Origin of the sequence: Synechococcus sp. H70.2 (assembly GCF_047462275.1) — a bacterium.
GTDB lineage: Bacteria > Cyanobacteriota > Cyanobacteriia > Thermostichales > Thermostichaceae > Thermostichus.
The window spans coordinates 15598-40053 of record NZ_JANSIU010000008.1 but is presented as its reverse complement, the minus strand read 5'-3'; the positions used below and the strand labels follow the sequence as shown (position 1 = coordinate 40053).

Genomic DNA, 24456 nt, shown 5'->3' with positions numbered 1-24456 from the left:
CTAGCTCTTTTATTTTGGAGAAGCTCTATGTCTGAAACCTCAACTTTGCGCCAGGCCTTCAACAGCGTACGTGACAACCCCATCCTGCTTGGCCCCGAAGTGACCCAGCCAATCTGTGAAGGGATGAACACTCTCCTGGCCAGCTTTCAGGGGCTGTGCCTGCAGTACCAAAAGCATCACTTCGTGGTGGAGGGCACTGAGTTCTACCCGCTACACCAACTGTTCAAGGATCACTACGAGCAGACGAGGGAGCATGTCCACGACCTAGGAGAGCGCCTGCAAGGGCTAGGGGGTGTACCTGTGGCCACCTTCGCCACCTTGGCCCGCCTCTGCTGCTTTACCCCTGAGCCGGATGGCGCTTTCGCGGCGCGGCAAATGCTGCAAAATGACCTGGCGGCAGAGCAGGCCATCATTGATGTGCTGCGGCGCCAAGCCGCCCAAGCGGAAAGCCTAGGGGATCGCGCCACCCGCTACCTCTACGAGCAGATTCTGCTCAAGACAGAGGACCGCGCCTTCCACCTCAACCACTTCCTAGCCAACGACAGCCTAGTGTTTGGCTTAATGGACGGCAGAGCCTAGTCAGGATCTGGGGCAGGTTCGCCGGCCAGGTGACTTGTCCTTAGGCCTGAGGGCTTATTTTTGTAAGCATTTGTTGAAAATTTATATCATTACTGCTCGATTGGGTTTAGATTGATTTGCCGAGGTTTTGCTCCTGGCCATGAGCCCTGTATCTTTTGAGGGCGGCTATTGTTTGCAGATCCCCTTAGGGGAACGCTGGCGCATTGGGCGGCGGCTGGTGGAGTTGGGGATCCCGGCGGTTTGTACGAAAGAGGGCCATTTGCAGGTGCAGGTGGACACGCCTCTGGCCCTATTGCAGGTGCGCAGTGTTATCCGGCAGCATATGGCGCGGCGGCAAGAGTTGCTGGAAGAGCTGGAAGCTTGTTGGCGCTTGAGCAGGGAGGGTCGGGGAGAAGGTGGGCAAGTTGGCTAAGCAAAGGATCCCCTTTGAGGCGGAGGGCTATTTTTTGGGATTTCTTCCTGATAAGGATGGCCAGCTCAAGTACCTGCGCTGGCAGGTCGGCTCGGAAGTGTTTGCCGGCAAGATCCCCAAGCCGCTGCGCTCTGAGCTCTACCGCAGCCTCAAGCCGGGGGATAGGGTGCAGATTGCGGGGGAGCGGGAAGTGAATCTGCTGAAGGGGCGAGAGAAATGGGTGCTCTACCGTGTGGTTCGGATCCCAGCCATATCTCCCCCAAAAGCTGCTCCAGAATCAAAGGAAAAGAGGCAAGGGGTCGTCTTGGTCTGCCAGAAGTCCGACTGCTGTCGGCGGGGGGCGCTGGAGGTGATGCAGGCTCTGCAGACTTACCTAGCAGTCTATGAGGGCATCCGCGTGCAGGGGGTGGGCTGCCTGAAGAACTGCAAGCGGGGGCCGAACGTGGTGTTCCTGCCCGACAAGGCTCGCTACAGCGGCGTTTCTTCGCAAGAGATCCCGGCTCTGTTGGAGCGGCACTTTCCACTGGCGCACACAGGCACTCTAGGTGGCAACATCTGCCAGAAAAGGGGGCCGTAACCCTGCCTGCTGCCAGCAACCTCCCTGGGATCTAATCCTGGACGCGGACAACCTGCTGAGCCTGGGCAGAGTGCTCGGCGGCCTCGGCCACAGCCAGGGCGTGGAGCATTTTCCCAGTATCCACGTAGAGAGGACTGCCGCAGCGCAGGTGAGCCAGCACCAGGCGGGTATCTTGCTCAAACAAGCTGTGGCGGGATCCGGTCTCCAAGGGGTGGGCGCTGCCGGGGCGCAACAGCATTGCCTCTTCGCCGTTGATCAGCAAGCCGCCCCGCTGGCCATGGAACTCCAACAGGCGCTGGGAACACCACAGGGAATCCCCTTTGCCATAGGTCAACACGGCCAGTAGCCCATTGGCAAAACTCAGTTGGGCAGTGCAGTAGCAACTGTTGTAGCGGTGGGGCAAGTCTGGGCCCTCATAGCGCAGCTGGCAGCTCACCCGCTCGACCTTTCCCAACAAGTCCACCAGGCGGTGGATGCGGGAGACAGCCCCCATGAGGGGGAAGCCAAACAGCTCGGGCCGATAAGTCCAGCGGTCGGGGGCAGGGTGGGCGGCAGTAAGAGTAAGGTAGCGAACGGCAAACAACTTGCCCAGCCCTGGCAGCTCCCGCCTCAGCAGCTGGTGAACGCCGCTGAGGAGCTCAATGTGCTCCACGTGCAGCAGCAGCTGCCGCTCCGCTGCCAATTGCACCAGCGAGCGAGCTTCGGCAACGCTGAGGGCGAGGGGATATTCCACAACAGTGTGGATCCCGGCCTCCAGAGCGGCACGGGCAATGGCCGCGTGATCCCGATTGATGGTGCTAACAAACACCAAATCCAGCTGCTGCTCGCAAAACAGGGAAGACCAGTCGGAATAGGCAGCAGCCCCCAACTCAGCGGCAAAAGCAGCACTCCGCTCGGGCGTTCGGCCAGCAACTGCCACAATCTGCACCTGTCCATCTTTGCGCAAGGCTTCTGCCCGTGAGCGAGCGGCGTAGCCAGTGCCGATGATCCCCACCCGCAAGGCCTGGTTCCTCCCCTAGCCTGTTTCTGTCTGTAGCATCCCACAGAAGGGATCCCTTCCACCACCCCAACTGGGGGCCTTGGCAACTGCTCCCAGGCTATGGCCCCGGCTGCTTAGCTGCCGAACACGCGAACAATGCGGCGCATGGCTTCTTCTACGTTGGCGCGGCTGTTAAAAGCCGACAGGCGCAGATAGCCCTCGCCGGCGCTGCCAAAGCCAGATCCGGGAGTTCCCACCACATGGCAGGTGTGCAGCAGCTTGTCGAAAAACTCCCAACTGCTCAGTCCCTCCGGAGCCTTTACCCAGACATAGGGAGCGTTGACGCCGCCGTAGGCCTGGATGCCGGCTTTGGCAAGCTGCTCACGAATGATGCGGGCATTCTCCAGGTAAAACTGCACCAAAGCCCGCACCTGGGCTTGCCCTGCCTCGGAATAGACGGCTTCTGCCCCCCGCTGCACAATGTAAGCCACGCCGTTGAACTTGGTGGACTGGCGGCGATACCACAGGCTCCAGAGATCCACCCAGGAGCCATCGGCAGCCTGGCCCCGCAGCGACTTGGGCACCACTGTAAAGGCGCAGCGGGTGCCGGTAAAGCCGGCTGTCTTGGAAAAGGAGCGGAACTCAATGGCGCATTCCCTTGCCCCTGGGATCTCGTAGATGGAGTGGGGGATCCCAGGCTCCGTAATGTAGGCCTCGTAGGCGGCATCAAAGAGAATGAGGGAGTTGTGGGCGCGGGCATAGTCCACCCAGGCCTGCAGATGCTCCCGGGTTGCTACCGCGCCGGTGGGGTTGTTGGGAAAGCAGAGGTAGATGACATCAACTTTTTGCTCGGGCAGGCTGGCAGTAAAGTGGTTTTCTGCGGTCAGCCGCAGATAGACCAGACCCTCGTACTCACCCCGCTCGTTGGCCGGCCCCGTGTGGCCGGCCATCACGTTGGTGTCCACGTAAACCGGATAGACGGGATCCGTAATGGCAATGGTGTTGTCGTGGCCGAGAATATCGAGGATGTTGGCGCAGTCGCACTTGGAGCCGTCGGAAATAAAGATCTCAGAAGCGTCGATGTCGCAGCCACGGGCCTGAAAGTCGTGCTGGGCAATGGCTTGGCGCAGCCACTCGTAGCCCTGTTCTGGGCCGTAGCCGCGGAAGGTAGCCCGATCCCCCATCTCCTCCACAGCCCGGATCATGGCTGTCCGGCAGGCTTCCGGCAGCGGCTCGGTAACATCGCCAATGCCCATCTTGATGATCTGAGCTTCGGGATGGGCGGCGGCAAAGGCCTGTACCCGCCGGGCAATCTCGGGAAAGAGATAGCCAGCCTTGAGCTTGAGGAAATGGTCGTTGATCCTGACCATAGGAGCTGAGCGCTGCTGAGGAAAAAGAGCCGTCGGCCCTCCAGTGTAGCCGAAGCCAATTCCCTGCTGCTTCCGTCAACCCCCGTAACCTGCCTGGCTCACTGCCCCAGGCTATCTAGACTGAAGGCGCCCAGTGGCGAGGTCAGTTGCAACTCTCCCCGCTCCTGGGTTAGGCCGAGGGGGCGGCTGGGAAAGGCCACCAGGATTCCTTCTAGGCGCAGCGACGCCGCCACGGGATCGTAGGCCAAGCGCAGCTCGAGATCCCGCAGGTCGCGGCGCACCTCAATGCGGCGGATCCCTGCCTCCGTTAGGCCCAGGCGGAGCCGCCAGTGGTTTTGCCACTGCGTGCCAAGGGTCGCATCCAACTCCAGGCCATAGGTAGAGAACTGGCCTAGCTGCGGATCGTAAACTGCCTGCAGCGCGTAGCTGATCCCTGGCTCATAGCTGTCTAGACCCGAGCGTTGCTCTCGGTTGAAGGTGGTACTGCTGCGCCCCCGGTATTCTAGACGAATTGGCTGCAACTGCCCTTTGTTGAGGTCGTAGGACGTTTGCACCTGGATATTGAACAGCTCAGGGGTGGTGTTCCAAGTAAAGTTGGCGTTGAGGGTATCCCACTTTTGAGCGACAAAGTCATAGCCCAGGCTGGTGTCCAGGCGCAGCAGGTTTTTTACTTCCGCCTGCAGCTCCTGCAAGTTGCGGGAGGCAATCGCTTCCAAATCCTCCGGCGTGTCGTCGGGGAAAGTCAGGGCTATGGGCAGCTCCCCCGGCAAGTCATCTTCAAAGGCAAGGTAGCCAGGGGGCACGTTGAGCAAGAAGTTGCGGGGGGTGAAGAAGCTAATGCTGGCATTGAGGCGATCCACATCCTTGGGGCTGACAGAAAGGGTTTGAAAAGGGGCAGAATTGTTGCCGTAGAAGGTGCGGCTATACCGCAGGTCAATGGTGCTCCAGTCGGCGGGCTTGAGGCTGAGGCGGGGGTTGAAGCTGAGGCTGGATTCCTGGTCGGGAGTGGAGTAGAGGACTTGGGTGTAATCGATAGAGCCGGGTGCAAAGGTTATCCAGGGAGCCGGTTGTATGTCAGTGAACTGAAGGCTGGAGCGCAGCTCGTAGCGATTGAAGAAGTGGAGCTGGGATCCCCCCGCCTGAGCCGGCTGTTGCTCCTGAGTGAAGGTGAAAGCACTGTTAAGGAAGATATCGGGCGTAAGGCGAAGGGGATCGGCGCTAAAGGCCAGCTCAAAATTGCGGCGCGGCTCGGTGTCGCCATTGGAACTGCTGTAGCTGCGGTAGGTCAGGCGGTAGGTGCCGCCCCAGCCGGGTGGGGTGAGTTGGGCACCCAGGGTCAGCCGTGCGTCGGCAAAATCTGGCCCATCTTTGACACTCACCCGCTGGTTGTAGTCCAAGCGCAGATCCGACTGCAGCCAAGGCACGCCCCCGTAGCGCTGGGTGTGGCTGAGGGTGAGGGGAAAGCTATAGGTGCCATTTTCCTGGGATCCGCTGCGGTTGATGTTGAGGGTGGTGGTGGAGAGATCCCCCTGAAAGGTGGCGTTGAGGCGGAGGTCGGCATTGTCGTTGCGCCCGCCGGCAGGGCGGTAGGTGTTGTCTAGATTGAGGTTGAGCTGGCCCCGCAGTTGGCCTGCTTGGCCGAGGAGGTTGGCGGCGTAGAAGTCGAAGTTATGGTCGAGGCGGAAACGGCTGGAAAAACGCTGCTGGTCAGCTTCAGTTACCAAGTAAAACTGGGCTCGCCCGTAGTTGACGCTGTCGGGGATGGGGAGAATGTAGTCGTGCAGAAAGCCGATGCCTAGGCCTTTCTTCTGCAGGAGATCCAGCCGCAGGCCGCCGAAGTTGTACTCGTCGAAGCGGTAGGCCCAACTGGATTTGACAAACACCCCTTCCGCCTCACTGCGCCCCGGCAGCACCCATTGGTGATCCCGCAGGCTGTAGACAAAGAGGGGCAAGTAGGCAATCTGCAGCCCCGCCCGCAGATCGCCCTCTTCGCTGAGTTCGCCGCCGGCAAAGACGCGGGCGTCGTAAACGATAACCTGATCGTCAGGAAACACCTCCACCCGATCCCCTTGCACGTAGTAGGTAATGGGCGGCTCGGGCGAAGTGGTGATGGTAGCCTTCTTGAAGAAGATCCGCTCTCCCAGCAGGGCGGTGGTCTCTTGGCTGCGCACAAAAACCTGGGTACCCGGCTCCTCCCCCGGCAGGATCACCAGCGAGTTTTCAAATTGAGCGCTGCGACCGGGGATATCCAAGTCCAGGTTGCGCCCCTCGATTTGCCGGATCCCGCGCCCCTGGGGTCCGGGGGGCCACTCCATGCGAAAAGGGCCCTCGCTGCGCAGACGCCGTTCCCGCCGGTAAAACAACAGCCGCTCGCCAGTGATGCGGGTGCCGTCGGCCAACTGGATCTGGGCGTTTCCCTCAGCAATGCCCAGGTCTTGTTCGGCAATGTAGCTGAGTACATCCCCACTGACATTGACTTGATCCGGGTCAAGAGGGATCTGCCGTTGGGCAGTGGCTGCCAGTTGCTGACGAATTTGGGATCCCTGGCTGGCAGGCGGAGCGGCTTCTGGGCCGGTGGCAGAAGCGCCCAGATCCCGCAACAGGGGGAACCGCTCCAACAACTGGGGAGCCAGTAGAGATCCGGCAGTGGGGGTGAATGACTCAGTTCCGGTTTGAGCTGCCATCTGAGTGCCGGTGGAAGCAGGTGCAGGGGAAGGGGCGCCGCCCAAATTCCAGCTCCCGCCGGCTTGCGAGAGCAAGGTTGGGATTCGCTGCGCCGCCTCTTCCGAACCAAGCCCCTCTTGCCCTTGAGGGGTAACCGGATGAGCAGTAGCTAAGCTCTCGCCAGTGGCTCCTAGGCCGCGCCTAGCCTCGGTGGGACGCAGGCGGCGTTCTTCTTCCATCCGCAGGGCAGCCGCTTGGGAACGGGGAGAGCCGAGGGAGTCCAGAGTCGGAACAGTTGCAGGGGGCATCGCCGCTGAAGCGGGCCGGGAAGACGGCGTTGCCTGGGCCTGTTGTGCCTGTCGCCGGGCGTGGGCCGCTGCCCCCTCGGCCAAGAGCCGTTGCAGCCGCTGCCGATTCCGCTCTTCCGGCGTGAGCACCTTTTCGGGAGGGGATCCCGAGGAGACAGCAGGTGTCTTCCAAGAGCTGGAGGAGGCCGCTGCTGCACCCAGAGGCAACGCAGGCGCGCTCAGGAAAGATTGGGCCTCGGCTAGGGTGATGGGATCACCAGGGGGAGCAACCGATTCTGGGCTGGAAGCTCGGTGAGCCGGTTGTAACCGCTGGGCCGACGCTTGCGCTGCCCAAAAGTGCTGGTAGCCCTCCATCTTGGTGGGCAGGGGATCCGGCTGGGCAAAGACCGCCCTCCCCATTCCCACCCACAGGGAGCTGCCCCAGCAAAGGGCCAACCACTTGGCCCAAGGGCTGAAGCTAGGCGAGAAGTTGCCGGATCTCACCGTAAAAACCGCCACAGGAGAGAGAAGCCCGCCCCGCCGAAAATCATATTGGGCAACCAGGCAGCCAGCCAGGGATCGATATGCCCAACTCGACCCATGGCTCGTCCCAGGCTCATCAGTACATAGTAAATAAACACCAAAACAATCGCTAGCGCCACGCTGCCGTAGCGACCTGTCTGCCGCACCGTTTGCAGGCCCAGGGGAGCGGCTACCAAGATGGCAAAAAAGCTGGCCAGGGGGATGGCAAACTTGAGGTGGTAGTCTGTTAGACAGCGGGCCACATCGGCAGGAGGGCGCTGTTCCTGACGGTAGCGCTGGCACTGCTCCCACAGCTCCGCTGCCCGCTGCTCCTGGGGCACCTTTTCGGCATAGACCAAGCCCACCAGCTGGTTAACAATGTTGAGCTCCATCTCCGCCACCTGGCCTTCGTAGTAGGTGCGCCCCTGCTCGTCATAGCGACGGATCACCACCCCTTGCAGGTGCCACGCTTGGCCCACCTGCTGCGCCCTTTGGGCCGAGATCACTTGCGGGTAGCGCAGGTGGCCAGTCTCAGCCTTGCGATCCAAAATCAACAAATCCCGCATCAAGCCAGTCTTGGGGTCAATTGATCCAACATGAAACCAGAGATCGCTGTCTACTCGGACAACCTCTCCTGGGCTAAAGGGAAGGGCATCCTGAGCCAGGACAAGGTTGGTGTTGAGAGTCTTCACTTTTTGGTTAGTCTGGGGCACAATCACCTCATTAGTAAAGAGCGCTAAGCCACTAATGAGAAGACCAATGCAGAGCACGGGAAGCAACACTTTGCGATAGGGGATCCCGGCAGCCCGCAGAGCCGTGATCTCGCTGTCGGCCCCCATCCTGCCCAGGGTGAGCAGGGTGGCAAAGAGGCCGGCAATGGGAAAGGTAACTACCAAAACAGCGGGCAGATTGAGAAGGAGAATGTGCAAAATCGTGAGGGGAGGAGCCCCTTTTTTCACCAGTAAATCGGCGTAGATAAAAAGCTGGTTGCCCAGCATCATCACCGTGCCTCCCGCCACCCCCAAGAAGAAGGGGCGGATCATCTCCTTAAAAAGATAAAACTCCAAAAAAAAGCCCCCAAATTTTAGGGATCCCCACAAGCTCCCCCTACCAGCAGCGCCTTGGTGCCGTTTCCCTTTGGTCAATTGGGTGGGCATGTGCCTTTATTCCCTCAGACTGGCGTGCAACTTAGCCGGCCCCAGACGAGTGGCAGGCAAGGGTTGGATCCCTTCAGAGGGCGTCGGTGAGGCGAAATTGAACCATCCCCTGCTGCTGCTCGTCCCCCTCGACGGTGTACTCATCCCGCTCCAAGTTCAGGGTGACCAGCCTGCCGCTGAGGCGGTTGGCGCCCCGGCACATCTGATCCAGAGCATCGCGACCGGGCAGACCCTCACTGGTTTTGGGGGGAACGGGAGTGAGCTCGCCGCGATCGCAGAGGAGGACGGGAGCCTGATCGGCGGTGATCTTGAAAATTTGCCCTTGGTCGGAGTAGTCGGCCCGATCTCCCTCAATAGCGCGGTTAGCCTGGACGATTACCACATTACCGAAGAAGCGGGCATCGCCGCTGGCCTGGTCGATCTCCACGCGATCGGCATAGATCACCGTCGGTTGATCGACATCGGCCTGGGTCTCGGGGTTTTGTAGGCGCTGCGCCAGCCAGTCTCCCTCGATCTGCTCGATCACCACCTCTCCCCACAGCTCTACCTTGTCAGGGGTGATGGTGGCCCGGTTGGCTTTGGCTTTACGCCCCCGCTGGATAAACTCGACGGACCCACTGAACTCCGAGGTGCCCGTGCGGGAGTTGTAAACCAGGCGGGCAGCCCGCACCTCCGTTTCAGCCTGGCGCAGCTCCTCTAGCAGGGATCCGCCTCCGGCAGCCGCTGGGGAGGTGGCCCTCTGCTGGTAGAGAACATTTTCCTCAAAGACGAAGATCTTGTCGCGGTGGTTGCCCTCTAAGCGAGCGGCCGTGAGCACCCGCCCAGGCTCGCGCAGGGTCACTCCCCCCGTCAGCAGGCTTTGGGATTCGCGGCGGCGGTAGGTGCCCTGAGCTGCCTGGATGGTGGTTTCCCCTTGTTGAATTTCCAGGTTGCCCTCCCCGCGGGCAATTTGCGTGTTGCGGTCGTAGGTGAGACGGTCGGCAATGATGGTGACTTCCTGGTCCTGGGGGCTTGGAGTTGCCTGAGGACCAACCTGGGCCAAGCGCAGGTCGGCCAAGAGGGGATCCCAGCTGGTGTCACTGGCTACCTCCTGCAACACCACGCCGCCGGAGAGAATGCTCTGGGCCTGCTGGCGCAGGTAGGTACCCTGGGGAGCGCGAATCTCGAGGCTGCCTTCGCGGATGCGCAGGTTGCCTTTCCCCTCGGCCACCTGTTGGGTGCGGTTGTAGGTGATCTGGTCAGCGGTAATGGTGGTGGAGGTGGTACCGCCCGGGCCATCCGCAGACAAGACAACGAGCTTGCCCTGCTCGGCCCTGAGGAGGGCAAATTGGAAGTTAAACGAGCCGGAGCGGCCTTGCAGCACCATTTCCTGCCCTTTGACAGTAAACGGCGCTGGCACTTCTATGCGCTCTGCAGGGGTAATCCTCAAGGCGCTGGTCAGGAGCAAGCTGCCATCGTTGCTTCTAACCTCTACCCCCTCCTCCAGGTGCAGCTCGTCGGCGGTGGCGTCGTAGCGGGCCCGCTTGGCCCGCCAGGTCATCTGCTCGTTGCTAGCAAAAAATGGCTCCGGCACCCCTTCCCCGCGCTCAACCTTGTCTCCATAGAAGTAGCCCTGCACTCCCTGCTCGAACACCTGCTGCCCAGCAGCCAGCTTCACCTGTTCGGCAACGAGTCGCCAACGACGGCGCCCCCCCTGCTGTCCGATGATGTCCACCTTGCGGCTGACCGAATGGGGCTGATCTGGGGAAGAGGGCTTCACTTTTACTTCTTCAATCTCAATCGCCAAGGCCCAGGCCACCAAAGCCGCCAAGAGCCCGCTCCCCAGGAGCGCCACCCCCAGATTGGAATGGAAAAATTGCTGCATCCTCTCCCTTGCTGCTTCTCCAGCTCGATCCCTAGCTCACTCTGGGCAGTGGAGCCAACTCCTCAACCCGGCAGCTAGGCTGTAGCTTAGCGCAGTTTGCCAGCAGCAGGAGGATCCAGATCACAACCCCCTCTTCCCCTTAACCTAAGCGGCTGAGGATAAAGCCCAACCCCAGAAACAGCCCTAGGCAAAAGTGGAGGCCAACTGCAATGAACTTGGAATGACTAATCCGCTGCGGCTGATCGTAATAGGTGCCCAGCAGGCGGGAAAGCCGTACTGCAAAGGGGATCCCGGCAAAACCCAGCAGTGTCCAAGCGGGGAAAGTTCCTAGCCCCACAAACAGCAGCAGCAAGCCAAAGATACTGCCGCAGATCCAGGGGATGAGACGGGCAGCACGGCGGGTGCCTAGGCGAACCACCGGCGAGCGCTTGCCGGCAGCCAGATCATCTTCCACCTGATGGAAATGGGAGCAAAACAAGATTAAACTGGTCGCCATTCCCACCACCAGCGAGGCTGCCAAGGCCGGCAGCGACCAGGTCTGACTTTGGCTATAGTGGGCAGCCAAAACCGCCAGCGGCCCAAAGCTCAAAAAACAGAGGATCTCTCCTAGACCTTGGTAGCCTAGGCGTAGCGGCGGCCCCTGGTAGGCGTAGCCTAGCCCGCAGGCCAGCAGTACCAACAGCAACACTGTGGGATCCGCCTGCCGCCAGCTCAGCCAGAGGATCCCTGCCAACCCCAGGGCCAGGAAGGCATTGCCAGCCCAGAACACCTGCTCCGGCCTGCCGGTTAGGTTGACCAGCGAGTGGAGCTTGTTTTTGTCCACTCCTGTCTGGGCATCGAAGACATCGTTGCTGATGTTAACCCAAGCCAGAAGGCAAATGGCCGCCCCCAGAAACACCAGCAAAACCCCCACATCCATCACCCCCACCTGGGCATAGGCGATGGCGGATCCCACCCAGATGGGCATGATGGCCACACTGTACATGGGCGGCTTGAGGGCAGCCATCCACAACTGCCGCCGAGAGCAATCCTCCCAAGCGCCCTTCTCGGCAAGCTGGACTTGACTGGTCTCTGGAGCTCTGCAGGTTCTCTTCGACGGCTCCGGCTGTGCGAGCATGTTGGATCTGGCTCTCTCTGGGTTCTGTATTTGCTAGGTTAGGGTGCTTCCGCTCCCATCCCCAAGGATGCTAAGAAACTTTGCAATCTGTAAAGAAGCGCCTGGGATCCGGCGCTGGCGAGCCTAAGCCGCCGGCTGCTCTTTTAATCTACCTATCCTGAAACGCCCTTCTGCAGCTTCCCCTGCCGGTTGCGATGACGCTTGTCCTGTTTTCGGCCAAGGTGGGATCGTCCTCTTTTGCTTGCGCATGACTTCTTCTCTTTTCCCCTGGAAGGGTGCGTCCGGATGCCCGGAAGGGCCCAGAGCCTGGCCGCCCATTCACGCCTCGGCCGGGCCAGGAGAGGCAGAACACTTTTGGGATCCCTTGCTAGCGGCCTGCCAAGAGATGGCGCGAGCGCGAGGGATCCCCCAGATTCTCAGCCTATGGCAACCCATCGCAGGGTTAGATCCGCTGGCAGCGCTGGCCCGGCAGTTGGACTTGCTCGCCCCCAACCGCTTCCCCGGCTATTGCTACCTCTGCCACCAGACGCAAGGGGAACGGGTGCGGGTGCTGGGATGGGGATCCCTGCGGCAGCTCGACCTTTCGGGAAAGGGGAGATTTGAGGCAGCACGGGCCTTTGTACAAGGGCTCCAGCCCCATGTCCATAGCGCTCCCGGCTCCCCCCCAGCGTCCCCCCGCAGCCAGCAGGAGCGTCCCTTGTGCTTCTGCCGCTTTGGCTTTGCCCCCAACAGCGGTGGAGGGGCAGCGCTGGTTCTGCCCCGCTGGCAGCTATTGCAGGTGCAGGGGGGGTTGACGGTGGCGCGGCTCAACCTGGAAATTGGCCCCGACAGCGACCTGGCAGCACTGGCCAGCCAGATTGCTGCTTTTTTTGCCCGCATGCAGCGCCTTGCCGAGGCCCCCTTGCCTGCCTGGAAGCCCCAGCCACCCCTGGAGGTGGCAGTGGCGGAAGAGGCCCTCTTAGCGCGAATTGAAAAAGCCCTGCAAGCAATTCAGGCGGGATCTCTGGAAAAAGTGGTGCTGGCGGAAGCAGTGGATCTGGCCTTGCCCTCTCCCCCTGCTATCCCCTCGCTGCTGGCCTATCTGGAGGCCCATCACCCCGATTGCAGCGTCTTTGCCTTTGCCTTAGAAAGCAAGAGGGATTCTCCTCCCCAAATCTTTTTGGGAGCCAGCCCAGAGCGGCTACTCTCAGTGTGGCAAGGCTGGGTGCAGATTGATGCGCTGGCCGGCTCCGTTGCCCGCGGCGCCAACGGCCACCAAGACCGGATGCTGGCCAAGCAATTGCTCCGTAGCGCCAAAGACCGGCGTGAACACCAGTGGGTAGTACGCTCGATCCAGGAAGCTCTGGGCCGGCTGGGGATGGAGCCCCGCATCTCCCCTCAGCCACGGCTGCGCCGTTTGGCCAACATCCAGCATCTGCAAACGGTAATCGAGGCAGAGCTCCCCGCTGGTGTGCATCTATTTGACCTATTGGCCCAGCTCCACCCCACCGCCGCTGTAGGAGGCTATCCGCAGCAGGCGGCGCTGCAGTGGCTGGAGCAGGTGGAGCCCTTCGATCGCGCCAGCTATGCCGCCCCTTTGGGTTGGGTGGACTTGCAGGGCAATGGCGAGTTGGTGGTTGGGATCCGCTCAGCTCTGATCGAGGGGGAGCGGGCCCGCCTGTATGCTGGCGCCGGCATTGTGGCCGATTCCAACCCCACCCAGGAGATGGCCGAGATCCGCCTCAAGCTGCAAGCGTTGGCTCAGGCGCTAGCTCTACAGCCGTTGCGTAAACTACCCGAGCCCGACTGCTAAGCAGGACGGAGCAGGCTTTAGCGCTACGCAACGAAAGCGCTTCCCTGCCCGCTGGCCAAGCCACAAACACCAGTGACAGGTCTGTAGGCAGGCGGCACCACCGCCCTGTTGTGCCCACTCTCCCCCTGGATACGGGGGAGGTAGGCGGGTCTCCCTCCTGCTGGCTACAACCGCTCCCCAAACAGTTAAAGTTAAGGAGCTCGCCCTTCCGTTGGCCTTGACCTCTCGGCAGCATGGTGACCCCAAATCCCGTCCATTCCCCTCGTAGGGCTGGATCCCGCGCCCAAGTGGGGCTCTGGCCCGGCATCATTGAGCACTACCGGGAGTGGCTCCCCGTCAGCCCCCGCACCCCCGTAGTGACGCTGCATGAAGGTAATACCCCTCTGATCCCCTCTCCCGCCCTGAGCCGACGGCTGGGGCGAGACTGCCAGGTATACCTAAAGTTGGAAGGCCTCAACCCCACCGGCAGCTTCAAGGATCGGGGCATGACCATGGCGGTGTCCAAAGCCAAAGAGGCAGGGGCAGAAGCCATCGTTTGTGCCAGCACCGGCAATACCTCAGCAGCAGCCGCGGCCTATGCGGCTAAAGGAGGCCTGCGGGCCTACGTGCTGATCCCTGATGGCTATGTGGCCAAGGGCAAGCTGGCCCAAACCCTCATGTACGGGGCGGAGATCATCGCCATTCAGGGCAATTTTGACCAAGCGCTGGCCATGGTGCGGCAACTGGCGGAAGTCTACCCGGTGGCCCTGGTCAATTCTGTCAACCGCTTTCGGCTGGAGGGACAGAAAACTGCCGCCTTCGAGGTGGTGGATGCTTTGGGAGATGCCCCCGACTGGCTCTGTATCCCCGTGGGCAATGCCGGCAACATCACCGCCTACTGGATGGGCTTTTGCCACTACTACCAGCGAGGCAAGGCCAGCCGCCGCCCGCATCTCTACGGCTTTGAGGCTGCCGGCGCCGCTCCCATTGTCCTCAATCGCGTGGTGGAACATCCAGAAACGGTGGCCACGGCCATCCGCATTGGCAACCCTGCCAGCTGGGTAAAGGCCAAGGCGGCTGTCCAGGTCAGCGGTGGCAGAGTGGACAGTGTAACTGACGAGGAGATCTTGGCTGCCTATCGTCTGCTGGCAGCGGAGGAAGGGATCTTCTGCGAGCCAGCCAGTGCTGCTGCAGTGGCTGGATTGCTGAAATGGCGGGATCAAGTGCCCGTTGGCGCCCAGGTAGTGTGCGTGCTCACCGGCAACGGCCTCAAGGATCCCGACACGGCCGCCCAGCAGGGATCCGCCCCCATCCACACGGGGGTTGCCCCCGATTTGACTGCTGTAGCCCGCCTAATGGGCTTTTAGCGCCGCCCTGGGCGCTGGGGGAGGAATCTCAGGGGGTTTACTCGCCACTGGGGCTAGAAGGCTGCGCGGGCGACTGATAGTTGCGGATGGCCCGCTTGACCAAAGTGAGAAAGGCGTAGGCCCGTTGATCGTTGGGATCCAAGCGCATCACGGTCTGAAAGGCCTCTTCCGCCTGCCGCAGGACGTCTAGATCGATCTGGCCATCCACCTCTGCTTCCAGTTGAGCCTTTTGCAAGAGCAGTGCCCCGCGGTTGTAGTGGGCTGCAACATGGCTGGGATCCGCCGCCACCACCGCCTCCAGTTCGGCCAGGGCTGGATCCAGATAGCCACTCATACCCAGCACCCAGGCCAGCTTATAGCGAGCTTCGGTGTGCGTGGGATCCTCAGCAACTGCTCGGCGAAACGCCTGGATGGCCGCCGGAAAATCGCCCGCCTGAACCGCGGCAATGCCTTCTTGGTAACTGTTGCTGGCCATAGGCAAGTTTGAGTCCAAAGAGGAGGGATCCCTGATCTGCAGCTTAGCCCTTTCCAGATAGGATCTCCCGGTTTTCCCACCCCAATGGTGAGAAGCGGTTCAGCGCCTTTTCCCCGCTGGGCTTGCCATCCGGGGCAGGGGAAACTGCCTCAGCAGGGGATCTGAGATTGCGCGAAGCCTGCTCTGGCAAAACTCTGCCCTTTCCTAGGATGAACATAGCCGCTAATCAGGGGTGAACCATGAACGCCAAACTGCTCTTCCTGCCGCTGGCTTTGGGGCTGTCGATGGCTCCGGCCAGCGTTGTTTTCCCACAGACGCTGGGCCTCTACCCCCCGCTGCCAAGGCTACAACTGGCCGACACTCGCCTAGAAACCGGCAGCCGCTCCATCCTCGTCAACCCAGTACCTTCCGACTTGCAGGTAAATCTGGAGCTGGATCGGCGTGGCCCTAACCCCATCTACCGGCCTGGCGAGCCGATTTCCATTACCTTGAGCACCAATCGCGACGCCTACGTCTACCTCTTCAGCATCCAAGCCGATGGCCGCACCCATTTGATTTTGCCCAACCGCTTCTCGGGTGGAAACGAGTTTCTGCGGGCCGGCGAAGTGCGCACCTTCCCACCCCCCGGTGCCCGCTACCGCCTAACCATTGCCCCGCCCTTTGGCCAAGCCCAAGTGTTGGCGGTGGCCTCTCCCCGTCCCCTCAACTTTCAGGAGATCGCCTCTTTTGAGCAGGGCAGCTCCTTTGCCCGCCTGCGGGTACAGGGATCCCAACTGGGCGACACCATCGGCCGCGCCATTGTCGTTGAGGAGATCCCTGCCACCGAGTGGGTAGCTACCACGCGCTTCTATCGAGTTGCACCGCGGTAACCCCAGACTTTCTTCCAGAGCCTGGAACCGACAGCTAAGCAGGCTTGTCTCCGGCCTAGACCGAGCCGAAGCTAAAGCCTAGGAGGAGAAGAGCCACCAAGCTCACCCCCAACATCAGACCCGCGGGCAGAAATTTGCCGGTTTTGCGGTAGCGCAGCGCAAAAAGAAGGGATCCCAGCGCCGCCGTCCCCAAGCCCAGGCCCAGCCCCCAGCGGGGATCCATCCCCAGAAGTCCATAGCTAACCCCGCTGAGGACAGCTCCCACCAAACCTCCAACCAAGGACTTGAAGCTTTTGCCTCTCCCATAGCCGACTGCTCCGCCTACCAAAAGCAGCGCCCCATAGACCAGCAAAGTGATCCGTGCAACCACCATGACAGGGAAAATTCTCCTCCCCTACTTAGTTCACGACAATTTCACGGATCAGGGGCAGGCGGAGGGTGATATAGCGGTTGAGAACTGAGGTATCGACAGTGCTAAGGGCATGTCTTTTTTGGCAGGCACTTAGGAGGAGATTGACCAAGTCATCGTCACGCTGATTGAGCCAATCTGGTCTGCCAATCTCACTGACCAAAGACCAAAATTGGCGTATCATCTCAGGAGTCATGGCATCGTCCATTGCCTAGGGTAAGGACTAAACTGCAAAAGGGCAAGAGAAAGAGTCAGCTATAGCTTGCTTCCACGAAGCAGTAGCCAGGGGCTTTAAGTAGCCCTGCAGTTGGCAAGCCAACCACAGGTCTCTGGGCTGCTTTACAAGGGCAGCCCCCGCTAGAGCAATTACCTTGGCTGCATTGGAGTCCCACCCACCAGCTGGGTTGACGCCCTGTAGGCGACGCGCGCTGGTAACGCGAACGCGCAAGCGGCGCGGAGCACTAAAACGCTTCTCTTCCCCCTGACCACTCCACCAGCGCCAGGTCTGGGAGCTGTAGGCAGACAGCACCCGTACTACCGCGCCACCTGCTCTAATTGCCCTGTGAGCATTTGCTTTAGCGGCTCGGAGCGCTCTAAACTGCCACAACTGGTAGAATGTCCTACCGTTGGCTTGTTGCCGTTGCGTCTTGGAGCGCGGCTGCCGCCGCCTCTGCTCCTGCTTGGGGGCTGCAGGCTTTCCGGAGCAGTACACCTGGTTCTGAATGCAGACAGGGCTAACTATCTCCCGCGCAACCTGGCTGTTAGCATAGTGGCAAGCAGCGGCATTAGCGCTGGCGGTGCAGAGCATGTAAGCCCGCAAGGTAGCTCCAGCCGCCTGTGCCGGAGGGAGGGCTAGCTTGCAGACTAAGGTTAGGGGGGGTTGCATAGGAGCAGTCTAGCCACTTGTCTTAGCGGAAGGAAGTCCTTTCTCTGCTGGAGGGCACCGTTTTTTTCGGTAGTCCAACCTAGCGATCCCATTCTAGAGAAAACGCCCTCTCCACGAAGTCAACATTTCAGCTCCGTCACAACTTAGGATAAGATGTCACGCTTTCCCACAAAGTTCAGCAAACCCTGACTCTTCCTTCGGAGAGCTTCGAGCTAAAATCTTCCAGGACCAGTTAGTTATAGTTAGTTTGAATAGACATAAGACAATAGCTTCCCCGCCATCTTTCTTCCTCTGTCTTACTTACCGAGTCATAGGCCCAGCCACCTCTCTTGTCTCTCTCTCTTGAGCTTTACCTCTATCCTCCCTGTATCTTACCCATAGCACTGTCTCACCTCCAACTGGTAAGCTTAGCCCCCCGGCTTGTTGCTGGAGTAACTGCCTAATGGCAACTGATCTCCCTCTGCAGAGGCAGCTCCCCCCAGCGCAACCTCTGCTAGCTGACATCCTCCTAGCCCTGCAGGGGGGACATCTACGGCCCTGGGCAAGAGTGCGGACTCCGCTCCCCCCGACATGTTTCTAGGCCAAGCACCTGGTGGCTGCTCCTACCTCCAGGGGTATGACTTCCAGCATTCCCTGCCGTGGGTTGCCTTGGTTGGCGGCAGCAATACGCCCACCGTTACGAACGGACAACTCCACTGTCTGGGCTCACCCCAGCAGTGCAGAGCACCAAAGCCTAGGCTTGTTCCGCCTTGTGGTCAAGACCTCTCAGGTAGCTCCCCATCTCCAGAATGGATGACTACCCGTCCCCCCTGCCAATCCAAACTGAGGGGTTTCGCCTCCGCCTCAATATCCAGCTGGGCCCAGGCGCTAACCATGGCCGCTCCCACCCGTTCTCGCTCCTCAGGCGCACAGAAAGCTAAGAGGGTAGGCCCAGCCCCGCTGATCACCACCCCGTAGGCTCCTGCAGCTAGGGCTGCCGCTTGGACCGGCTTGAAACCAGTGATTAACTCCATGCGGGCCGGTTGGTGCAGCCGATCCTGCAAGGCCACCTTTAGCCAGTCCACCCGCCCCGACTGCAAGCTGCGGATGAGCAGTCCCAGATGGCTGCTGGAAAAAACTGCATCGGCCAAGCTGACGGACTTGGGCAGGACCGCGCGGGCAGCCTGGGTGGAGACCTTGAAGTTAGGCACCGCCGCCACAATCCCGATGCGCTCGTGCCACTCCACCGGGCAGAACACCCACTGCCCCTGCTGGCCCTGCACACAGAGCTGACAGCCGCCCTGGAGGGCAGGCACTACGTTGTCGGGGTGACCTTCGAGGGCAATAGCCAACTGGAGGAGGGTCTCAGGGGCCAGGTTGAGGGATCCGATGGCATTGGCTCCCAACAGGCCGCCGACAATGGCAGTGGCAGAACTGCCCAGACCCCGCGCCAGGGGCACGTTGAGGGTAATCTCAATTTCCACTCCTGGCACCGGCTTGCTCAGCAGCTCGAAGGCACGGCAGAAGGCGCGATACACCAAGTTGTCCTTGCTCTGGCTTACATGATCGCTGCCGCGATAGTGAATGCTAAGGCCAGCGGGGAGCTTGCGAAATTGGAAGTGGTTGTAGAGCTGCAGAGCTGCACCTATGCAATCAAATCCTGGCCCCAGGTTGGCGGTAGTGGCCGGGACAATTACCTCTACTCGCTCTTTGTCCAAGGGAAAGCTCCTTAGCCAACAGCGGGCAACTCATATCTACCTGTGGGCTCCCATTATCCTACAGAGGGCGGACCTTAGGCTCGCAGGGCCTCAATGGGATCCAGTTGCGCCGCTTTGCGGGCCGGGAAAATGCCAAAGACCAGTCCAGTTGCCGTCGAGAGGGAAAAAGACACAATTACTGCCACCGGATCGACAGTGGTGGCCAAGGGGGTAAATATCCGCACTGCCACCAGCAGGCCGCTGCTAAGGAGGATCCCGGCTACTCCCCCGCTGACCGCAATCAGGATAGCCTCGGTTGCAAACTGCTGCAGGATTTGCCGACTGTCGGCCCCAATTGCCTTGCGCAAGCCAATCTCAGGCGTGCGTTCTGCCACCGAGATCAACATCACATTCATGATCCCTACCCCACCCACCAGCAGGGAGAGCGCCGCTGTGCCGCTTAGCAATACCCGCAGTAGGGTTAAAATCCTAGCTGCCCCATCCAGCAACACCTTCTGGTTGCGGATGACGAAGTCATCCTCCCCCACCAGCTGGTGCCGCTGTCGCAGGAGGTTGCGGATTTGGAACTCGGCAGCTGGCAGATCCGCTTCAGAGCGGGCCGAGACGAAGATGGCCGTCAGCTCCAGCCCATAGGGAGAGCGCCGTCCAACAAAGCGGTTGGCCACCACATCCACCGGCAAAAACAGGCGGGCATCGTTGTTGCCAAACACTGTCGGCTTGGGGCGCAAAGTGCCAATGACCTCAAAGGGCAAGTTGTTGAGCAGCAGCGTCTCCCCAATAGCGGCGGCGGGATCTAAGCCAAACAGCTCACGGGCGGCCTCACTGCCCAGCACCACCACCGGCCGCTGCTCCTCGATGTCTGCCGGCGTGAGGAAGCGGCCCTCCTCGACCTCCAAATTGAGCACCGACAAATACTCTGGCCAGGTGCCTGTGGCCTCGTAGCGACGGTCCACCCCGCCCCGCACAGCTCGGACATTGACGACCAGGCTGGGAACAGCTGCCGCTACAGCAGGCACTTCCGCCGCAATGGCCCGCAGGTCGTCGAGGGTGAGAGGACGGGCATTGCTGGCATCCACTATGCCAAAGCTGGAAGAAAAGACGATGAGCAAATTGGTGCCCAAGGCGCGAAACTGGTCCACAGCCAGCTCTTGGGCAGCCTGGCCAAAGCCCGCAATAGCTACCACTGCTGCGTTGCCAATGAGGATCCCCAGCATACTCAAGCCTGTGCGCAGGCGGTGCCGTCGCACCATTTGCCAAGCCATTTTGGCGGCAACCAGAAGGCTCATGGGTGTGGCCTGCCTCCTGCAGTTCTACCAGGACGGCGCTCTTGCGGGAGCAAACTCTGCAGGGTTACTCCAGGCGGCAGCGCCGTAAAAACCCGATCCCCCGCCTGGAGGCCGGAGAGCACCTGGGTGATCCCGCCCTGGGTGAGGCCTGTCTTTACCGCTCGGTAGATGGGCCGCTGAGTTTGCGGATCCAAAAGGATTACTCCCTCTTGGCCTCCCTCCCGCAGGATGGCCACCGAGGGCACAGTGAGGGCTTGGGGGTACTGCTCTCCGAGAAAATCTACCGCGACATTCATGCCAATGCGCAAAAAGTCCGCCCCTGCCTCTGGCTCGATGAAGACCCGGAAGACTGTAACTTCCCGCACCACCACCGTAGCTGGAGCAATTCGCTTCACCTGCCCTCGCACCACGCGATCCGGATAGGCCAAAGATTGGATCTCCACCGGCTGGCCCACCCGCACCTGGGCAATCTGCGCCTCCGGCACCTCGGCCCGCACTTCAATCCCCTGGGCCAGCGTCAGGATGGAGCTGGAGGAAGCAGCGGTGGCTTCGGGAGCTACGGTTGTGGGAGTTACAAAGGATCCCACTTCCGCAAAGCGCTGCACCACCACACCGGAAAAAGGCGCCCGGATCTCGGCCTCGGCCAGGCGAGATTGCCGCTGGGCCAGCTCGGCTTGCGCCTGCGCAATCTGGGCTTGGATCTGCTGCAGCGTTTCTGGGCGGCTACCCGCTTGCAGCCGCTCCAGCTCTTGTTGGGCAGCTTGCAAGTCCGCTTGCGCTTGTTCCAGGCGAGCCAGCCGTTGATCCAGCTCGCTGCGGGCCACCACTCCCTCCTGCACTAGCGCCTGAATCCGCTCCAGCTCCTTTTGGGCCAAGTCCACCTGCGACTGCGCCGCCTCTACCCTGGCCTGGGCTGCCGCAATGACCTGGGGTCGCTCACCGGCTTGCACTTCCGCCAGTCGGGCCTGCAACTCTTGGATGCGGGCTTGGGCTTGGCGAATGCCACTGGCTAGATCCCCGTAGTCCATACGAGCCAGCACCTGCCCTGCCACCACCTCATCCCCCTGATCCACCAGCAGCTCCGCCAAGCGGCCTGCCTCCCGCGGGCTAACATTCACCTGGCGAATGGGCTGCACCTGGCCGCTTACCCGCAGCCGTTGGCTTAGATCCCTTACCTCGACGGGCACTGTCAACCTTTGCAGGCGCTGCACCCTCTGCCGCTCGAGATACCGCTGAGCCCAGATACCACCCCCTCCCAAGCTAGCCAGGAGCAAACCTAGGAGAACCCAGCCAGTAGGCCATCCTTTCCTATGGGATCCGGCCTGGGCCAAGGGCTGGTCTGCCGATTTGGCAGGGGGCAGGGATTCTGTCTGGGGCTTATTGGGATGCAGGACCACGAAGTCTCCCGCCTCTTTCAAGGGCTTACTTCTAGCCTACCTGGGCCAAAGAGAGGGGGCAAGCCAAGTCTTCTGAGGTGGGTTGGCTCTTCGGAACCCTGGAAACTTGTACAAAAAGCAAGAGGATTGCTACCATGATTGACTGCTGAGAGCGCCGGAGAGCCATGAACGCTCGCATTAACCCCGAGGCCATCCTCCGCTCTGTGGAGGCGGACTACCTGAAGTCGGATCTCCCCGAGATCCACGTCGGCGATCAGGTGCGGGTGGGGGTACGCATTCAAGAGGGTGGCAAAGAGCGAGTGCAAGCTTTTGAAGGCACCGTCATTGCCATGCGTCACACCGGTCTTAACCGCACCATCACAGTACGCAAGGTTTTCCAGGGTATTGGTGTGGAGCGGGTCTTCCCGGTTCACTCGCCGCGCATTGAGTCCATTCAGGTACTCCGGCGGGGTAAAGTGCGCCGCGCCAAGCTGTTCTACCTGAGGAAGCGGGTAGGCAAAGCCACACGCATCAAGGCCAAGGAAGATCTTCAAGGGGGAGCCCTTTAAAGATGGGGGCGAACCTGCTAAGCTGGGTAGAAGGCTGCTTCCTAATGCGTCCTTAGTTCAGTTGGTAGAACGTCGGTCTCCAAAACCGGATGTCGGGGGTTCGAGTCCTCCAGGACGCGTTACTGGAGAGTTGCAGTGGCGGACTGCCTTCTACGGGAGTAGGAAGCCCTTCTTGTCTCCAGCAAGGCCTAGGCTCTCCCTGTCTCCTTCTTGATGCGTTCCAGTTCTGCCTGCAGCTCAGCAATCTGCCGACGCAGGCGAGCTGCCTCCGACAGCTCAATGGCAGCGCTCCCTTTTAGCTCTGTTCCACCCATATCTTCGATAGTGATTTTGCGGGGGCCGCTAGCAGGCTCCCCCTCTTCCTTGCGCTTAGCATTGGCGGCAATGGCGTCCATGTAGGCCCGCGCCTCCTCGGCTCTCATTGCCCCCAACTCTACCAATTCATCCACTAAGGCTTGCACCTGCTTGCGCAGCTCCAGCAGGCGGTCTCTAGCACTCCCAGCCACCTTGGGGGCATTGTCGGCCACCAAAGCAGCCAGGCCCATCCCAAAGTAGAAAGCTTTCTCAGCCAAGTTGGCGAGGGGGTTGTCCTTCTCAGCCATAGGGGGTGCCCTGCCAGGGCCAGCGGAACAAAAATCCAGGTGCAGGAAAAGGGCGACCTGGGTTGACGCGCCTGCTCAGAGCATCCCGTAGTGCTGCTATCTTCCGATCCTGACACGGTTTGGGCGTCTAAGCCGCACGGACCCAGGTCTTCCAGTAGCCTAGCATTTTTTTCTCCTGCTTGAGTTGCTCTAGCGAGGGCCTGGCGGTTCCAAATAGACCGGGAGCCGCTCTCCCGCCCTCTCGCTGCGCTGTACCTCTTCTACCTGAGCTTGAGGGATCGCCACTGGCAGGGTAACCGGTTGAGCAACAAAACAACTGGCCACTGGCAGCGCCTGCTCTAGCTCGTCGAGGGGGCGTGGGATCACAGCCACGGCGTTGAGCTCGCCAATGCGCTCGGCCTCGTACATGCCCGCATCGATGGCAATGGCCACATTGGAGACTGTACCTCGAATGATGACCGTACATAGGCCGTCGCCAATTGTCTCGTAGGCGGCCAGCTGCACATCCGCTGTTTTCAGCATTGTATCAGCAGCCCCCACCATGGCCGGGAAGCCACGGGTCTCCAGCAGGCCCACAGCTAGGTTGCTGAGGCGGCTGTAGCCCCGACTTTGGGCCAATTGAGACAGCTTGCTGCTGATGGGCAGCACTGCCTCTAAGTTAGGCAGGGGCCTTGGGATCACCAGACTGGAGATCTCCTCCTGATTAAACTGGCGGGCTACCTCAATCCCTTCTTCAATGGCAATGCGCACATCGGCAATGTTCCCGCGCACGATTGCTGTGCAGTAGCCGCCCGAGATCTTCTCAAAGCCAATGAGAGTTACGCCTGCCGACTTGGTCATGGCGTCGGCAATGCGGACAATGACTGGGAAGCTGCGTGTCTGGATGAGGCCTAGAGCAGTGGACATGGCCCTCTACTTCTTTATGCCAGTGTAGCTCTCACAACCCTCCGTGCCGCGAGGAGAGGACTTGGCGGTGAGGGTAGATCTTGCCCAGCAGCCGATCCAACTCTGCCCGGCCTGGTATCCCGTTGAGCTTGCGCCCCCCCAACTCTTCTTGCCCTGGCGCAGCTGCCTCCTCCTCCCGAGGGGTTGCCTTGTCTCCACCCGCTGCTTCAGGAGAAGGAGGAGGGGCCTCGGACACCGTCGGTGGGGTAGCTGCCTCTTGCACCCTCTCTGCCTCCCTAGACTCTGTCTGGGGAAAGACAACCCTCTCTTGCTCTCTCCCCCAGGTGGGATCCCCAAGCAGCGAGCTGGGAGGGATCACTGCCTGGCTGAGGACGGAACAGTTGAGCAGGGTAGCCTCGGCGCCAATGCAGGCATTTTCGCGGATGGTGCCTTGCCCAATCACCAGCACCCCCCTCCCTAAAGTAGCCCCCGCCTCCACCACTAGGGATCCCCCACAGGCGTGGAGGATAGATCCTGCGCCAATGCAAACGTTCCGCCCAATGTGGATGCGGCAGCCGGGGTTAGCCCGCAACAGCACCCCTGCGCCAATGCTTGCTCCCTCCTCTATTTCTACCTCACCACTGACCACGTAGTGGGCTTTACCGTTCTGCGCGGGCCAGGCACGTGGCTGGGGGGAGAGGGGCAAGGGGGAAGCTAGGGTGCTTCTCATGGCTAG

General features: G+C 60.8%; 22 protein-coding genes, 1 tRNA gene and 1 other RNA gene. 8 read left to right on the top strand and 16 right to left on the bottom strand.

Features of this window, described 5'->3' with window-relative positions:
• Window positions 1–27 precede the first annotated feature (27 nt).
• From NW822_RS08970 to NW822_RS08960, 3 genes are all read left to right on the top strand, one after another.
• Window positions 28–579 carry a Dps family protein gene (locus NW822_RS08970; protein ID WP_414362896.1) on the top strand — a complete coding sequence of 184 codons (552 nt, stop codon included), beginning with the start codon at window positions 28–30 and terminating at the stop codon, window positions 577–579.
• Between the two features lie 139 nt (window positions 580–718).
• Window positions 719–991, top strand: a complete 273-nt coding sequence (locus tag NW822_RS08965; protein ID WP_414362897.1) for an Asr1405/Asl0597 family protein — start codon at window positions 719–721, stop codon at window positions 989–991.
• Window positions 975–1568, top strand: coding sequence for a (2Fe-2S) ferredoxin domain-containing protein (locus NW822_RS08960; RefSeq protein WP_414362898.1), 594 nt, complete (start codon window positions 975–977; stop codon window positions 1566–1568). The genes NW822_RS08965 and NW822_RS08960 overlap by 17 nt, the downstream gene beginning before the upstream one ends.
• Before the next feature lie 31 nt (window positions 1569–1599).
• Here the strand turns inward: NW822_RS08960 and NW822_RS08955 are convergent, their stop codons facing one another.
• From NW822_RS08955 to menA, 6 genes are all read right to left on the bottom strand, one after another.
• Window positions 1600–2562 carry a Gfo/Idh/MocA family protein gene (locus NW822_RS08955; protein ID WP_414404255.1) on the bottom strand — a complete coding sequence of 321 codons (963 nt, stop codon included), beginning with the start codon at window positions 2560–2562 and terminating at the stop codon, window positions 1600–1602.
• Between the two features lie 119 nt (window positions 2563–2681).
• Window positions 2682–3917, bottom strand: a complete 1236-nt coding sequence (locus tag NW822_RS08950; protein WP_414404206.1) for an LL-diaminopimelate aminotransferase — start codon at window positions 3915–3917, stop codon at window positions 2682–2684.
• 98 nt (window positions 3918–4015) lie between these two features.
• Complete coding sequence (locus NW822_RS08945; protein ID WP_414404205.1) at window positions 4016–7288, bottom strand: hypothetical protein; 3273 nt, start codon at window positions 7286–7288, stop codon at window positions 4016–4018.
• 80 nt (window positions 7289–7368) lie between these two features.
• Window positions 7369–8457 (bottom strand): LptF/LptG family permease, encoded by a 1089-nt coding sequence (locus NW822_RS08940; protein WP_414404204.1) that lies wholly within the window; start codon window positions 8455–8457, stop codon window positions 7369–7371.
• Window positions 8458–8620: 163 nt separating this feature from the next.
• Window positions 8621–10411, bottom strand: a complete 1791-nt coding sequence (locus NW822_RS08935) for an LptA/OstA family protein (RefSeq protein WP_414404203.1) — start codon at window positions 10409–10411, stop codon at window positions 8621–8623.
• Between the two features lie 139 nt (window positions 10412–10550).
• Window positions 10551–11417 (bottom strand): 2-carboxy-1,4-naphthoquinone phytyltransferase, encoded by an 867-nt coding sequence (gene menA / locus NW822_RS08930; RefSeq protein ID WP_414404202.1) that lies wholly within the window; start codon window positions 11415–11417, stop codon window positions 10551–10553.
• Between the two features lie 496 nt (window positions 11418–11913).
• Between menA and NW822_RS08925 the strand changes: the two genes are divergently transcribed.
• Window positions 11914–13320, top strand: a complete 1407-nt coding sequence (locus NW822_RS08925) for an isochorismate synthase (protein WP_414404201.1) — start codon at window positions 11914–11916, stop codon at window positions 13318–13320.
• A gap of 233 nt (window positions 13321–13553) precedes the next feature.
• Window positions 13554–14666: a threonine synthase gene (gene thrC / locus NW822_RS08920; protein ID WP_414361213.1), complete on the top strand. Its 1113-nt coding sequence runs from the start codon at window positions 13554–13556 to the stop codon at window positions 14664–14666.
• 37 nt (window positions 14667–14703) lie between these two features.
• On the opposite strand, the gene NW822_RS08915 is transcribed toward thrC, so the two are convergent.
• The gene (locus tag NW822_RS08915) at window positions 14704–15141 is read right to left on the bottom strand and encodes a tetratricopeptide repeat protein (protein ID WP_414361211.1); all 438 of its coding nucleotides are present in this window, start codon (window positions 15139–15141) and stop codon (window positions 14704–14706) included.
• Between the two features lie 239 nt (window positions 15142–15380).
• On the opposite strand from NW822_RS08915, the gene NW822_RS08910 reads away from it, so the two are divergent.
• A complete protein-coding gene (locus tag NW822_RS08910; protein WP_414404200.1) occupies window positions 15381–16010 on the top strand; it encodes a DUF4384 domain-containing protein in 630 nt (209 codons plus the stop codon).
• Between the two features lie 55 nt (window positions 16011–16065).
• On the opposite strand, the gene NW822_RS08905 is transcribed toward NW822_RS08910, so the two are convergent.
• The 5 genes from NW822_RS08905 to NW822_RS08885 all read right to left on the bottom strand — a co-directional run bounded on the left by NW822_RS08905 (window position 16066) and on the right by NW822_RS08885 (window position 21685).
• The gene (locus NW822_RS08905; RefSeq protein WP_414361208.1) at window positions 16066–16383 is read right to left on the bottom strand and encodes a TMEM14 family protein; all 318 of its coding nucleotides are present in this window, start codon (window positions 16381–16383) and stop codon (window positions 16066–16068) included.
• A gap of 25 nt (window positions 16384–16408) precedes the next feature.
• The gene (locus tag NW822_RS08900; protein WP_414361206.1) at window positions 16409–16615 is read right to left on the bottom strand and encodes a hypothetical protein; all 207 of its coding nucleotides are present in this window, start codon (window positions 16613–16615) and stop codon (window positions 16409–16411) included.
• 1445 nt (window positions 16616–18060) lie between these two features.
• Complete coding sequence (thrB, locus tag NW822_RS08895) at window positions 18061–19002, bottom strand: homoserine kinase (protein ID WP_414361204.1); 942 nt, start codon at window positions 19000–19002, stop codon at window positions 18061–18063.
• A 74-nt stretch (window positions 19003–19076) separates the two neighbouring features.
• Entirely contained in the window at window positions 19077–20288 is a 1212-nt protein-coding gene (locus tag NW822_RS08890) for an ABC transporter permease (RefSeq protein ID WP_414361203.1), read from the bottom strand.
• Entirely contained in the window at window positions 20285–21685 is a 1401-nt protein-coding gene (locus tag NW822_RS08885; RefSeq protein WP_414404199.1) for an efflux RND transporter periplasmic adaptor subunit, read from the bottom strand. Before NW822_RS08885 ends, NW822_RS08890 begins: the two co-directional genes overlap by 4 nt.
• Window positions 21686–21849: 164 nt before the next feature.
• On the opposite strand from NW822_RS08885, the gene rplS reads away from it, so the two are divergent.
• Together rplS and NW822_RS08875 are read left to right on the top strand one after the other, a co-directional pair.
• A complete protein-coding gene (rplS, locus tag NW822_RS08880) occupies window positions 21850–22233 on the top strand; it encodes a 50S ribosomal protein L19 (RefSeq protein WP_414404198.1) in 384 nt (127 codons plus the stop codon).
• Between the two features lie 46 nt (window positions 22234–22279).
• Window positions 22280–22352 (top strand) — tRNA-Trp (locus NW822_RS08875).
• A gap of 69 nt (window positions 22353–22421) precedes the next feature.
• On the opposite strand, the gene NW822_RS08870 is transcribed toward NW822_RS08875, so the two are convergent.
• The 4 genes from NW822_RS08870 to NW822_RS08855 all read right to left on the bottom strand — a co-directional run bounded on the left by NW822_RS08870 (window position 22422) and on the right by NW822_RS08855 (window position 24450).
• On the bottom strand, window positions 22422–22835 hold the full coding sequence (locus NW822_RS08870; protein ID WP_414361197.1) for a hypothetical protein: 414 nt from the start codon (window positions 22833–22835) through the stop codon (window positions 22422–22424).
• A gap of 51 nt (window positions 22836–22886) precedes the next feature.
• Window positions 22887–22984: signal recognition particle sRNA small type (ffs, locus tag NW822_RS08865), an RNA gene on the bottom strand.
• 40 nt (window positions 22985–23024) lie between these two features.
• Entirely contained in the window at window positions 23025–23741 is a 717-nt protein-coding gene (locus tag NW822_RS08860) for a carbon dioxide-concentrating mechanism protein CcmK (RefSeq protein WP_414404197.1), read from the bottom strand.
• A 31-nt stretch (window positions 23742–23772) separates the two neighbouring features.
• Complete coding sequence (locus tag NW822_RS08855; protein WP_414404196.1) at window positions 23773–24450, bottom strand: hypothetical protein; 678 nt, start codon at window positions 24448–24450, stop codon at window positions 23773–23775.
• Between the last annotated feature and the right edge of the window lie 6 nt (window positions 24451–24456).

Bases quoted from the DNA above. Each gene is read 5' to 3' on its own strand.
- NW822_RS08870 (WP_414361197.1), bottom strand. From the start codon at position 22,835: ATGGCTGAGAAGGACAACCCCCTCGCCAACTTGGCTGAGAAAGCTTTC.
- NW822_RS08910 (WP_414404200.1), top strand. From the start codon at position 15,381: ATGAACGCCAAACTGCTCTTCCTGCCGCTGGCTTTGGGGCTGTCGATG.
- NW822_RS08900 (WP_414361206.1), bottom strand. From the start codon at position 16,615: ATGACTCCTGAGATGATACGCCAATTTTGGTCTTTGGTCAGTGAGATT.
- rplS (WP_414404198.1), top strand. From the start codon at position 21,850: ATGAACGCTCGCATTAACCCCGAGGCCATCCTCCGCTCTGTGGAGGCG.
- menA (WP_414404202.1), bottom strand. From the start codon at position 11,417: ATGGCTGCCCTCAAGCCGCCCATGTACAGTGTGGCCATCATGCCCATC.
- NW822_RS08925 (WP_414404201.1), top strand. From the start codon at position 11,914: ATGGCGCGAGCGCGAGGGATCCCCCAGATTCTCAGCCTATGGCAACCC.
- NW822_RS08950 (WP_414404206.1), bottom strand. From the start codon at position 3,917: ATGGTCAGGATCAACGACCATTTCCTCAAGCTCAAGGCTGGCTATCTC.
- NW822_RS08905 (WP_414361208.1), bottom strand. From the start codon at position 16,383: ATGGTGGTTGCACGGATCACTTTGCTGGTCTATGGGGCGCTGCTTTTG.
- NW822_RS08855 (WP_414404196.1), bottom strand. From the start codon at position 24,450: ATGAGAAGCACCCTAGCTTCCCCCTTGCCCCTCTCCCCCCAGCCACGT.
- thrC (WP_414361213.1), top strand. From the start codon at position 13,554: ATGGTGACCCCAAATCCCGTCCATTCCCCTCGTAGGGCTGGATCCCGC.
- NW822_RS08965 (WP_414362897.1), top strand. From the start codon at position 719: ATGAGCCCTGTATCTTTTGAGGGCGGCTATTGTTTGCAGATCCCCTTA.
- NW822_RS08945 (WP_414404205.1), bottom strand. From the start codon at position 7,288: ATGGGGAGGGCGGTCTTTGCCCAGCCGGATCCCCTGCCCACCAAGATG.
- NW822_RS08860 (WP_414404197.1), bottom strand. From the start codon at position 23,741: ATGTCCACTGCTCTAGGCCTCATCCAGACACGCAGCTTCCCAGTCATT.
- NW822_RS08890 (WP_414361203.1), bottom strand. From the start codon at position 20,288: ATGAGCCTTCTGGTTGCCGCCAAAATGGCTTGGCAAATGGTGCGACGG.
- NW822_RS08915 (WP_414361211.1), bottom strand. From the start codon at position 15,141: ATGGCCAGCAACAGTTACCAAGAAGGCATTGCCGCGGTTCAGGCGGGC.
- NW822_RS08935 (WP_414404203.1), bottom strand. From the start codon at position 10,411: ATGCAGCAATTTTTCCATTCCAATCTGGGGGTGGCGCTCCTGGGGAGC.
- NW822_RS08970 (WP_414362896.1), top strand. From the start codon at position 28: ATGTCTGAAACCTCAACTTTGCGCCAGGCCTTCAACAGCGTACGTGAC.